Annotated in this window: 8 protein-coding genes and 1 pseudogene; 2 read left to right on the top strand and 7 right to left on the bottom strand. The window is 72.9% G+C overall.

The features are described from left to right. Positions 1-92 precede the first annotated feature (92 nt). A pseudogene (locus tag AB0E96_RS02775) lies at positions 93-1,031 on the bottom strand (cytochrome c oxidase assembly protein); the annotation flags it as partial. Positions 1,032-1,232: 201 nt separating this feature from the next. On the opposite strand from AB0E96_RS02775, the gene AB0E96_RS02770 reads away from it, so the two are divergent. Continuing rightward, positions 1,233-2,252, top strand: coding sequence for an NAD(P)-dependent oxidoreductase (locus AB0E96_RS02770; RefSeq protein WP_359817651.1), 1,020 nt, complete (start codon positions 1,233-1,235; stop codon positions 2,250-2,252). A 294-nt stretch (positions 2,253-2,546) separates the two neighbouring features. Here the strand turns inward: AB0E96_RS02770 and AB0E96_RS02765 are convergent, their stop codons facing one another. After that, positions 2,547-3,236, bottom strand: coding sequence for an SDR family NAD(P)-dependent oxidoreductase (locus AB0E96_RS02765; protein ID WP_359817649.1), 690 nt, complete (start codon positions 3,234-3,236; stop codon positions 2,547-2,549). 404 nt (positions 3,237-3,640) lie between these two features. Here AB0E96_RS02765 and htpG point away from each other — a divergent pair, with 404 nt between their 5' ends. Continuing rightward, complete coding sequence (gene htpG / locus AB0E96_RS02760) at positions 3,641-5,623, top strand: molecular chaperone HtpG (protein WP_359817647.1); 1,983 nt, start codon at positions 3,641-3,643, stop codon at positions 5,621-5,623. 55 nt (positions 5,624-5,678) lie between these two features. Here htpG and AB0E96_RS02755 read toward each other — a convergent pair whose 3' ends face one another. The 5 genes from AB0E96_RS02755 to AB0E96_RS02735 all read right to left on the bottom strand — a co-directional run bounded on the left by AB0E96_RS02755 (position 5,679) and on the right by AB0E96_RS02735 (position 11,159). Then, on the bottom strand, positions 5,679-6,674 hold the full coding sequence (locus AB0E96_RS02755) for a 2-hydroxyacid dehydrogenase (protein WP_359817645.1): 996 nt from the start codon (positions 6,672-6,674) through the stop codon (positions 5,679-5,681). Between the two features lie 108 nt (positions 6,675-6,782). Beyond that, positions 6,783-7,808, bottom strand: a complete 1,026-nt coding sequence (locus AB0E96_RS02750; RefSeq protein WP_359817643.1) for a 6-phosphofructokinase — start codon at positions 7,806-7,808, stop codon at positions 6,783-6,785. 352 nt (positions 7,809-8,160) lie between these two features. Then, positions 8,161-8,889 carry a glutamine amidotransferase gene (locus AB0E96_RS02745; RefSeq protein WP_359817641.1) on the bottom strand — a complete coding sequence of 243 codons (729 nt, stop codon included), beginning with the start codon at positions 8,887-8,889 and terminating at the stop codon, positions 8,161-8,163. A gap of 46 nt (positions 8,890-8,935) precedes the next feature. Next, positions 8,936-10,198 carry a MurT ligase domain-containing protein gene (locus AB0E96_RS02740; RefSeq protein WP_224281748.1) on the bottom strand — a complete coding sequence of 421 codons (1,263 nt, stop codon included), beginning with the start codon at positions 10,196-10,198 and terminating at the stop codon, positions 8,936-8,938. Positions 10,199-10,460: 262 nt separating this feature from the next. Continuing rightward, a complete protein-coding gene (locus AB0E96_RS02735; RefSeq protein WP_359817638.1) occupies positions 10,461-11,159 on the bottom strand; it encodes a GNAT family N-acetyltransferase in 699 nt (232 codons plus the stop codon). Between the last annotated feature and the right edge of the window lie 170 nt (positions 11,160-11,329).

Here is an 11,329-nt window from a genome sequence, read left to right as displayed (position 1 = left end):
GCTGGACGGCGGGGACGCGGAGGCGGGGGCGGAGCTGGCGGAGGTGCGGTTCGTGCTGTTCGGGCGGCCGGAGCCGCGCCCGCGCGCTGGTCGCGCTTGTGCAGCGAGGCCAGGTAGGCGTTGTACGCCTCCAGCTCGGCGTCGCCGGTGCGCTCCTCGGAGCGGTCGCGGCGGCGGGCCTGCCGCTGCTCGGAGCCCATCCACTGGTAGACCAGCGCGATCAGCACGATCGCCGTCGGGATCTCGCCGAACGCCCAGGTGATGCCCCCGGCCAGCTTCTGGTCCTCCAGCAGGTTCGTCCCCGGTGGCGCGCCCTCCACGGTGAAGGTCGTGACCAGCGGGTGGCCGGCCATCATCACCGCCACACCGAAGAAGGCGTGGAACGGCATTCCCATGAAGAGCTCGATGATCCGCATCACGTGGCCGGGCCGGTGCGGGCCCGGGTCCACGCCCATGATCGGCCAGAAGAAGGCCAGACCGGTGAGCAGGAAGTGCACCATCATGAAGATGTGCCCGAGGCGGTACTGCATCAGGAAGTCGAACAGCGGGGTGAAGTAGACCCCGTACAGGCTCGCGATGAACATCGGGATGGTGAACGCCGGGTGCGAGATGATCCGGACGTACCGGCTGTGCAGCAGCGCCACCAGCAGCTCGCGCGGCCCGCGCGGCCGGCCCTTGCCGGCCGGGCGCAGCGCCCGCAGTGCCAGCGTGATCGGGGCGCCGAGCAGCAGCAGGATCGGCGTCAGCATCGAGAGCACCATGTGCTGGATCATGTGCGCGCTGAACAGCGCCATGCCGTAGTCGTTCAGCCCGCTGCAGGTGACCAGCAGCATGCTGGCGACACCCGACGCCCAGCCGACCATCCGGCCGATCGGCCAGCGGTCGCCGCGCCGGTACAGCCGCACCACGCCCGCCGCGTAGAGCCCCAGGACGACCAGCCCGCCGAGCAGGAACACCCAGTCGGGGGACCAGGTCCAGACGTTCGACAAGGTGAACGGGCCTAGCTGGATCATCCCGCCGTGGTGGTGCATTCCTGACATTCCGTCGCCCATCGGCGGGTCCTGCTTTCCGTCCTCGTGGTCCCCGGTGCGGGTCCGGTTCGCCCCTTTTCGCTTGGCATACAGCCTAGGCGGGCCTTACCTCGGGCCACCCCCCACCCCCTCCGTGCGGGTGTCTCCCCGCCTGGCTCGGGCTGGCTAGACTGACCGACCGGTCGGCAGGGAGGCTCGGAGATGGCGGCGGAACCCGCGCCCGGGGCGCACCCCGTGGTCGCACTGACCGGGGCGACCGGATTCATCGGCTCGGGCGTGCTGGCGGCCCTGGTGGCGCGCGGCGTCCGGGTGCGCGCGCTGGCCCGCAAACCGCCGCAGGAGGCCGCGCCGGGCACCGCCTGGGTGGCGGGCGACCTCGCCGACCGGGAGGCGCTCACAGAGCTCTGTACGGGCGCGGGGGCGCTGGTGCACCTCGCCTCCCGGGTGGCCGGCGGCGCCGAGGAGTGCGAGACGGTGAACGACCGGGGCGCCGCCACCCTGATGGCCGCGGCCACCCGGGCCGGGGTGCGGCGGATCGTCCACCTCTCCACGGCGGCGGTCCACGGCGAGGGCCCCCACGCGGGCATCGAGGTGGACGAGGTGCCGCCCGCCCCGGTGTCCGAGGCCAGCCGCACCCGGCTGCTCGGCGAGCGCCACGCGCTGGCGGCCGGCGGCTGCGTGCTGCGCCCCGGGCTGGTGACCGGAACCGGCGACCGCTGGGTGGTGCCCGCGGTGGCCGAGCTGGTCCGCCGGGTGCCGGTCCGCTGGGAGGGCGGCGACGCCCGGCTCTCGATGGTGGACCGCACCGACCTGGCCCGGCTGATCACCGCGCTCGCGCTGGACGGCCGGGTCGCCCCGCCGGGCGTCCACCACGCCTCCCACCCCGAACCGGTTCGCTGCGGGGACCTGCTGGCCGCCCTGGCCGATCTCGGCCTGCTGTCCGTCCCGGAAGGTCCGGCGGTTCCCTGGGAGGAGTGCCGCCGGCTGCTGGCCGCAGTGCCCGGCCGGGTCTCCGAGCGGCAGTTCGGCCTGGTCGCCCGCGATCACTGGTACCGCAGCGAGCGGATCTGGCGGCTCGCGGACTGCCCGCCGGGCCCCGGTCCGCTGGCCCGCCTCCCGGAGGCCGCCCCCTGGTACCGGGAGCTGCTCGGCCGGGACGGCCCCCAGGGTCGTGGGGCCGCCGGGACCGTTGTCGCGGACGGCGGTTCACCCGGGAGGTAGCGCTGGGTGGATGTGGCATGTACGCTGCGTGTCGCTGGTTGAACACCGTGTGGGCCCGGTTGCCGCTCCGTGGGGGGAGCCGCGCCCGGGCCCGGCCGCCGGCCGGAGGCCCGGTTGAACTCGTGGGGGAGTCTCAGCCGGGCCCATCGGCGGGGTGATGGTGGGATGCCCGCCCGCGCGCCGGTCCAGACGTGCAAACCGTCCAGCGGCGGCGTGGTTCCAGGCGCGTCCGTCCAGCGGCGGCCGCCGCGGTGACCGGGACACCGGTGCCGACTGCGGGGCCGGACCGGGGGACTACCAGGGCAGACTGCCCGCCGCGTCGAAGTAGCCGCCGGTCGGGCCGTCCGGTCCGATCCCGGCCATCCGGACGATGATCTCGGCACCCTGCTCGACGGTCTGCGCGCCCTGGTGCCCGTTCAGATCGGTCGCGGTGTATCCGGGTTCCACGGCGTTGATCCGCATCAGCGGGAACGCCTTGGCGAACTGGACGGTGAGCATGTTGACCGCGGTCTTGGAGGTCGGGTAGGCGGCCCCCGGGTATCCCTTGCCGCCCATGGCCAGCGAGGCCAGGCTGCTGCTGACGTTGACGACGACCGGGGCGGGGGAGCGCTCCAGCAGGGGCAGGAAGGCGTGGGTCACCCGGACCAGGCCGAACACGTTGGTCTCGAACACCTCCCGCAGCACGTCGGCGGTCAGCTCCGCGGCACCGATGATCTCGTCCTCCGGCGACCGCACCTCGATGCCGGCGTTGTTGACCAGGACGTCCAGACCGCCCTCGGCCTCGATGGTGGCCACCGCGGCGGCGACGGAGGCGTCCTCGGTGACGTCGAGCTGTACGAACCGGGCGCCGAGCGCGGCCGCGGCCGCGGATCCCCGGCCGGTGTCGCGCGCTCCCAGGTAGACGGTGTGGCCCTCGGCGATCAGGCGGCGGGCGGTCTCGTGGCCGAGGCCCTTGTTGGCGCCCGTGATCAAGGTTGTTGTCATGGCGCTCAGCGTCTCCCGGGGTGGCGCGCTCGGCCAGTGGTTTATTGCCGGAACTCCCGCTTCCGGGAGGCGACTTCGCTCACCGATTCGACTCCCGGTGCGGCGGGCGGAGCACGTCGGGGGCGGCCGCGGCGGCAGCGCCTGCCCTCGGGGGGCCCGCGATACCATGTCACCCGAACGACGACAGGTGTCCGGTCAGCGGAGGTGACGGCATGGGTGAGCGGGCCGCCGGCCCGGCCGGGGTGGGCCCGGCCTCGTTCCCGGCCGTCGCTGCCGTGCCGGGCACTCCCACCGGCCCCCTCCGTCGCATGAGAACGTCCCCGGGACCGGCCGCAGCACGTCGACCGGCTCCGGTGGCCTGACCCGATCCGAACCCCTACTGCCTCTCGAAGGAGAAACCTGTCGTGGCCAGCCCGACCCAGACGCTGGAGTTCCAGGCGGAGACCCGTCAGCTGCTGCAGCTGGTGATCCACTCGATCTACTCGAACAAGGACATCTTCCTGCGCGAGCTGATCTCCAACGCCTCCGATGCGCTCGACAAGCTCCGCCTGGAGTCCCTCACCGACACCGGTCTCGCCGTCGACACCTCCGACCTGCACATCAGGCTGGACGTCGACCGGGACGCCCGCACCCTGACGGTGCGGGACAACGGCGTCGGCATGACCCGCGACGATGTCGTCGACCTGATCGGCACCATCGCCAAGTCCGGTACCGCGAGCCTGCTGGCCAAGATCAAGGAGGCCAAGGACGCGGAGGCGGCGCAGAGCCTGATCGGCCAGTTCGGCGTGGGCTTCTACTCGGCGTTCATGGTCGCGGACAAGGTCACCCTGCACACCCGCCGGGCCGGCACCGAGCAGGGCACCGCGTGGGAGTCCGACGGCGAGGGCAGCTACACGATCGCGGAGGCCGATGACCTTCCGGTGGGCACGTCGGTCACCCTGCACCTCAAGCCCGTCGACGGCGAGGACGGTCTGGGCGACTACCTGGCCGGGTGGAAGATCCGTCAGATCGTCAAGCAGTACTCGGACTTCATCCGCTGGCCCATCCGGATGGCCGCCGAATCCGTGGCGCCCGCCGCGCCCGCCGAACCCGGCACGGAGTCCGGCCCCGAGTCCGGCGCCGAGTCCGCCAGCGCGGACGAAGCCGCGGGCGAGCTGGAGACGCTGAACTCGATGAAGGCGCTGTGGGCCCGCCCGCGCAGCGAGGTGACCGAGGCCGAGTACAGCGACTTCTACCAGCAGATCAGCCATGACTGGCAGGCCCCGGCCGAGACGATCCACATGCGCGCCGAGGGCACGTTCGAGTACGAGGCGCTGCTGTTCATCCCCGCCCACGCCCCGTTCGACCTGTTCTCCCGTGACACCAAGCGGGGCGTGCAGCTGTACGTCAAGCGCGTGTTCATCATGGACGACTGCGACGCGCTGATGCCGAACTACCTGCGCTTCGTCAAGGGCGTCGTGGACGCCCACGACCTGTCGCTGAACGTCTCCCGCGAGATCCTGCAGCACGACCGCCAGATCACCGCCGTCCGCCGGCGCCTCGTCAAGAAGGTCCTCGGCGCGCTCAAGAGCACGCAGGCCGACAGGCCCGAGGCCTACACCGCGCTGTGGGAGCAGTTCGGCCGGGTCCTCAAGGAGGGCCTGCTCGAGGACCGCGACAACACCGACGCGCTGCTGGAGCTGGTCCGCGCCGCCTCGACCGACGACCCGGAGAAGACGACCACGCTGCGCGAGTACGTGTCGCGGATGAAGGACGGTCAGGACACCATCTACTACCTGACCGGCGAGAACCGGGCCATGGTGGAGAACTCCCCGCACATGGAGGCCTTCACCGCCAAGGGCTACGAGGTCCTGATCCTCACCGACCCCGTCGACGAGGTCTGGACCGACCAGATCCCCGCCTTCGACGGCCACCGCTTCCAGTCCATCGCCAAGGGCCAGGTCGACCTCGACGGCGACGCCGACGGTGACGGCGGCGACGAGGCGAAGACCGAGAAGGCCCAGCGCGAACAGGACTTCGCCGCCCTCCTCGACTGGCTCCAGGGCACCCTGGCCGACCACGTCAAGCAGGTGCGCCTCTCCACCCGCCTGACCACCTCCGCCGCGTGCCTGGTCGGCGACGCCCACGACCTGACCCCCACCCTGGAGAAGATGTACCGGGCGATGGGCCAGGAACTCCCGGCCGTCAAGCGCATCCTCGAACTCAACCCCGCCCACCCCCTCGTCATCGCGCTGCGCCAGGCGCACGGGGCGAACGCCGAGGACCCGGCGCTCGCCGACACCGCCGAACTCCTCCACGGCAGCGCCCTGCTCGCCGAAGGCGGCGACCTGCCCGACCCGGCGCGCTTCACCCGGCTGCTGACCGACCGCCTCACCAGCACCCTGTAACCCCGGACGGGGGTGCGGCCGGCCGGCCGCACCCCCGTGCGCGGAGGCCCCGGGGTCAGCGCTTGGGGACGAGGGTGTTCTCGTTGGTGCGGCCGGCGGCGTGGTCGTCGATGTTGCGGGCGGTGGCGTCGATGATCTGTCCGACGGCGGTGCGGGTGAAGTAGGCCTGGTGGCTGGTGACGAGGACCTGGGGGAAGGTGACGAGGCGGGCGAGGGTGTCGTCGGTGATGCCGTGGATGGAGCGGTCGGTGAAGAAGACGCCGGTCTCCTCCTCGTAGACGTCGAGGCCGACGCCGGAGAGGCGTCCGGCGCGCAGGGTCTCGACGAGGGCGGCGCTGTCGACGAGGCCGCCGCGGCTGGAGTTGATGAGGATGGCGTCGTCCTTCATCCGGGCCAGGGCGCCGCCGTCGATCAGGTGGTGGGTGGCGGGCAGCAGGGGGACGTGGAGGCTCACCAGGTCGGCGCGGGTGAGGAGTTCGGGCAGTTCGGTGTAGTGCATGCCGAGGTCGAGGCAGGCGGGGTTCTGTGCGATGTCCCAGCCGAGGAGTTCGGTGCCGAAGCCGGCGGCGATGCGGGCGAAGCACTCGCCGATCTTGCCGGTGCCGATGACGCCGACGGTCATGCCGTGGATGTCGCGGCCGAGGAGGCCGTCGAGGCGGAAGTCGAACTCGCGGGAGCGGTTGGCGGCCCGGGTGAGGCGCCGGTTGACGGCCAGCGCCAGCGTCCAGGCGTGCTCGGCGACGGCGTACGGGCTGTAGTGGGAGACGCGGGCGACGGTGAGGCCGAGGTCGGCGGCGGCGTCGAGGTCGATGTTGTTGAAGCCGGTGGAGCGCTGGGCGATCAGCCCGGTGCCGCCGGCGGCGAGGACGGCGAGGGTCTCGGCGTCGAGGACGGCGTTGACGCTGCTGCTGACGGCCGGGTAGCCGGCGGCGAGCGGGGCGGTGTCGCGGTTGAGGAACACGTCGAGGCAGCGCAGCTTGTGCCGGCCGGCGAAGGCCTCCTCCAGCAGCGGGCGCTCGTCGGCCTGCACTCCGTACGCGAGGATCTCCATGCCGGACACGCTAACGGGCGGGGCGGGGCGGCGCCCACCGGAGGCGGTGGACGCGAGGGCCCCGGACGGCGTGGCGCGGTCCGGGGCCCTCGGGGAGGGCGGGGGCGGTCAGATGACCGTCTCGGCCTCCAGGTAGCGCTCCTGCGGGACGGTCTTCAGCTCGGCGACGGCCTCGGCCAGCGGCACCAGGTTGATGTTGGTGCCCTGCAGCGCGGTGATGTGCCCGAAGGCGCCCTTGTGGACGGCCTCGACGGCGTGCCAGCCGAAGCGGGTGGCGAGCACCCGGTCGTAGGCGGTCGGGGTGCCGCCGCGCTGGGTGTGGCCGAGGATCACCGGGCGGGCCTCCTTGCCGAGGCGGTGCTCCAGTTCGCGGGAGAGCTGGGTGGCGATGCCGGTGAACCGCTCGTGGCCGTAGATGTCCTTGGTGCCCTCCTCCCAGTGCATGGTGCCGGGCTCGGGCTTGGCACCCTCGGCGCAGACCACGATGGCGAACTTCTTCTGGCGGTCGAAGCGCTCGCGGACGACCTCGGTGAGCTTGTCGATGTGGAACGGGCGCTCCGGGACGACGATGGCGTGCGCGCCGGCCGCCATGCCCGCGTTCAGCGCGATCCAGCCGGTGTGCCGGCCCATGACCTCGACGACCATGACCCGCTGGTGGGACTCGGCGGTGGTCTTCAGCCGGTCCAGCGCCTCGGTGGCGACCGAGACGGCGGTGTCGAAGCCGAAGGTCACGTCGGTGGCGGCGATGTCGTTGTCGATGGTCTTCGGCACGCCGACGATCGGCAGTCCCGCGTCGCTCATCAGCTTGGCGGCCTTCAGGGTGCCCTCGCCGCCGATCGGGATGACCGCGTCCAGGCCGAGGTCGGAGCAGTACTTCTTGGCCCGCTCGACGCCGTCCCGCAGGTGGCTGGGCTGGACCCGGGAGGAACCGAGGATGGTGCCGCCCTGGGCCAGGATGCCGCTCACCGAGTCCAGGGTCAGGGGGCGGTGGTGGCCCTCCAGGAATCCGCGCCACCCGTCCTCGAACCCGATGATCTCGTCGCCGTGGTCGACCACCCCCCGGTGGACCACGGAACGGATCACCGCGTTCAGGCCGGGGCAGTCACCGCCGCTGGTCAGCACTCCAATACGCATTAGCTTTGCAACTCCCGAGCAGAACCGAGGAACGGCCGGACTACAGGCTGGGACGACGAGCCGTCACCGTAACGGGGCGCTCCCGCGCCGTGGTGGCGGGGAGGTGGCCGAGGGGTGAATGGCCGGCCGATCCGGACAGAACGCCCGAAAACGGCCGTGAAGTCGAGCATACGGCCCCTGGTCCGGCCGGGCAGGAGCCGACGCGGGAGCGGCGCCGTCGGCGCCCCCGCGCGGAATTGCAGCCTGCTGCCGAGGAGGGTGTGCAGTAGGCAGCCCCATTGTGGTACTTCCGGGGCCGCCCGCGGACCGGGTGACCGCATGGCGGGCACCCGGCCGGGGGCGTACGGATGTACTACTGGGGGCGCGTCGCGGCCGCGATGCGCTCGGCGCGCAGCGCGTCGTACCAGGTGGTGTCGGCCGGCGGCAGGGCGTTGACGTCCAGCGCCAGCTTGAGCAGCATGTCGGCCACGGCGGGGTTGCGGGCCAGCACCGGGCCGTGCAGGTAGGTGCCGAACACCGTGTCCCGCCAGGCGCCCTCGGTGCCGTCGCCGGTGCCGTTGCCCCGGCCGACGGAGACGTTGGCGAAGGGCTGCACGCCCTGGCCGAGGTGGGTGACGCCCTGGTGGTTCTCGAAGCCCGTCAGCTGCGGCAGGCCGAGCCGGGGGTCGACGTCGGCGAGCACGTCGCCGACGCACCGGGCGCCCTCGCCGCGGGTGGTCCAGACGTCGAGCAGGCCCAGACCCGGCTCCCGCTCGCCGAGGTCGTTGATGAACTCGTGGCCCATGATCTGGAAGCCGGCGCAGACGCCGAAGATGATCGCGCCGTTCTCGGAGGCCCGGACCAGACCGGTGTCGGCGCGCAGCCGCTCGGCGGCCAGGCGCTGCGGGCGGTCCTCGCCGCCGCCGATCAGGTAGATGTCACCGCTGGTGGGGATCGCCTGGTCGGAGCGGACGTCGATCCGGGTCACGTTGAGGTGGCGCTGGCGGGCCCGGCGCTCCACGACCAGGGCGTTGCCCCGGTCGCCGTAGGTGCTGAGCAGGTCCGGGTAGACCCAGACCACGCGCAGGCTGCTCTCACTCATCCTCGAAGGCCTTCCGTCACGTAAAGACTGGTGTGCGGGCGCGGCATCAGCCGGCCACGACCTTCCGCAGCTGCTGGAAGGCGGTGTAGTTGGCGATGGCCTCGATCCGGCCGGGCGGGGCCATCCGGACGGCCTGCTCCAGCGTGTCGACCACGTGGAACTGGAGTCCGGCGACCTCCAGGCGGACGGCCAGGTCCAGCTTGCGCTGGCCCATCACGAAGACCGGGTGCCCGGCGAGGCGCTCGTAGTCGACGTCCCACAGCCAGGAGGTGTCGGTGCCGTCGGCGTCGAGGGCGTTGACGGAGAGGATCACCGGGGCGGGCGGGCCGTCGATCAGCGAGAAGGTCTCCAGCCAGCCGGCCGGGTTCTTGGCCAGCAGCAGGCGGATGTCGCGGCCCTGGTACTGGACCACGTCGTAGCGGCCGGCCACGGCGGCCACCGAGCGCATCCGCTCCAGGGCGACCTGCGGGGCGACGCCGAACACGGCGGCCACGGCGGCCGAGCTGGTGGCGTTGGCCAGGTTGGCCCGGCCCGGCAGCTGGAGCTGGATCGGCCAGGCGCCGCGCTGCGGGTCGATCACGTGGGTGCCCTGGAGCGCCCAGTGCGGGTTGGGCCGGCGGAAGCCGCAGTCCTGGCAGAACCAGTCGTCGCCGGGGCGCTGCATCACACCGCCGCAGGCGGGGCAGGACCAGGCGTCCTCCTTCCAGGCCTGTCCGGCGGCCACCCAGACCACCTTCTTGCAGGAGGAGGCGGCCCAGGTCACCAGCGGGTCGTCGGCGTTGGCGATGACCACGGCCTCGGTGTTCTGCAGGCCCTCGCGCCACTTCTCGGCCATCATCCGGGTCTCGGCGGCGCGGTCGAGCTGGTCGCGGGAGAGGTTGAGCAGGGCGATCGCCTTGGGGCGGGTGTCGCGGGCGACCGTCGCCAGGTACTTCTCGTCCACCTCGATCACGCCGAAGCGGGCGTCCGTGCCGCCGGCCAGGGCGGAGGTGATGCCGGCCGGCATGTTGGCGCCCAGGGCGTTGGAGACCACCGGGCCGGCGGCGCGCAGCGCCTCGGCGATCAGGCGGGTGGTGGTGGTCTTGCCGTTGGTCGCGCTGACCAGGACGACGTCGAGGTGGTCGGCGAGGGTGGCGAGCAGGTCGGGGTCGAGCTTGAGGGCGACCTTGCCGCCGATCACCGAGCCGCTCCCGCGCCCGGCCTTGCGCGACACGGCGGCGGCGACCCGGCCGGCGGTGACCGCGATCTTGGCGCGGGCCGGCAGCGAGGCGTCGCGTGCGCCTGTGGGCTCCGATTCGGTGCCTGCCATGCTCAGTGGTTCCTCCTTGCTGCGGCACCACCCGTGGCCGGATAACGGGCCGTCGGGCGGCGGGGACGGGGGTCAGCCTACCGACTCCGTCGCCCGGCCGGACGATCCGGACCCCGTGCCGCCTGCTGCGACGCGTCCGCGAGCACGGCTGACGGCGCCTCGGGGAGGACGGTGTACGGAGCAGCGCCTTACTGCTTGAGGACGCTCCACGACCACCGCCGGGTTCCCGACCTGCCCGGGTAAGGATCTGGTGAAGAAATGATCAGCGTCCCGGATGGTGGACGCAGTCGGCCGGATCCCCGGCGGCCAACGTGGCGGTGATCACCAGGGTGCCGTCCTCGGCCCGGAAGTCCAGCGGCGCGCCCAGCCGCCGCAGCGCGGCGATCAGCCCGGTGTTGCTCCCCTGGGTCACCGCGTACACCGTCCGGACGCCGGCCGCCAGAGCCGCCGCCGAAAGCCGCCGCAGCAGCGCCAGGCCCAGCCCCCGCCGCTGCCAGGCGTCCTCGACCAGGACGGCCAGCTCGGCCTCGCCCTCGTCCCACATCAGGTGCCCGAGCGCGACGATCCGCCCGTCCGGGGCGGTCACCGCGTAGCTGCGGCCGTGCCGCGCGTCCAGCAGGTGCTCCAGGTAGCGGCCGGCGTCGCGGACCGGACCGTGGTAGCGCAACCGCAGCGCGGCGGGGGAGCAGCGGCCGTGCATCGCCAGCGCCGCCGCCCGGTCCTCCGGCCCGGCCGGGCGCAGCAGCAGCGCGGTCCCGTCCGGCAGGGACAGCCGGGACGGGGCGTCCGGCGCCCGGCTGGCGGCACCGTTCGCCGGCGGGTGCGGCCGCGCCGTCCGGTGCGGGCCGCCGGTGAGCGCGGGCAGCCGGGTGGCCTGGCCCTCGGGCGCCGCGCACCTGCGGTCGGACCTGCGGAAGGGCCGGTGCCAGAGCCGTTCGGGGCGAGTGCGTGATGCCTTCATGCCGCCGACGCTACCGACGGTGCGCTTCCGCTCGGTTACGTGATCGTGAACGGGCGAATGCCCCGGGACGAGATCGGGCGGGGTGGGACAAAACGGCCCCCGGGGCCGGGACGGTGGTCCGGCCGACCGGGACGGCATCGGCGCAGGTCCCGACCGGTGCCTCATGCGGG

The sequence above is a fragment of the Kitasatospora sp. NPDC036755 genome, from assembly GCF_040636595.1.
Taxonomy (GTDB): Bacteria; Actinomycetota; Actinomycetes; order Streptomycetales; family Streptomycetaceae; genus Kitasatospora.
Note: the sequence above shows the minus strand (reverse complement) of the source record. Positions and strands in the feature narration are given on the sequence as shown.

Excerpts from the sequence above, each read along its gene's own strand:
- AB0E96_RS02770 (WP_359817651.1), top strand. The coding sequence starts at position 1,233 with ATGGCGGCGGAACCCGCGCCCGGGGCGCACCCCGTGGTCGCACTGACC.
- AB0E96_RS02765 (WP_359817649.1), bottom strand. The coding sequence starts at position 3,236 with ATGACAACAACCTTGATCACGGGCGCCAACAAGGGCCTCGGCCACGAG.
- AB0E96_RS02755 (WP_359817645.1), bottom strand. The coding sequence starts at position 6,674 with ATGGAGATCCTCGCGTACGGAGTGCAGGCCGACGAGCGCCCGCTGCTG.
- AB0E96_RS02750 (WP_359817643.1), bottom strand. The coding sequence starts at position 7,808 with ATGCGTATTGGAGTGCTGACCAGCGGCGGTGACTGCCCCGGCCTGAAC.
- AB0E96_RS02745 (WP_359817641.1), bottom strand. The coding sequence starts at position 8,889 with ATGAGTGAGAGCAGCCTGCGCGTGGTCTGGGTCTACCCGGACCTGCTC.
- AB0E96_RS02740 (WP_224281748.1), bottom strand. The coding sequence starts at position 10,198 with ATGGCAGGCACCGAATCGGAGCCCACAGGCGCACGCGACGCCTCGCTG.
- AB0E96_RS02735 (WP_359817638.1), bottom strand. The coding sequence starts at position 11,159 with ATGAAGGCATCACGCACTCGCCCCGAACGGCTCTGGCACCGGCCCTTC.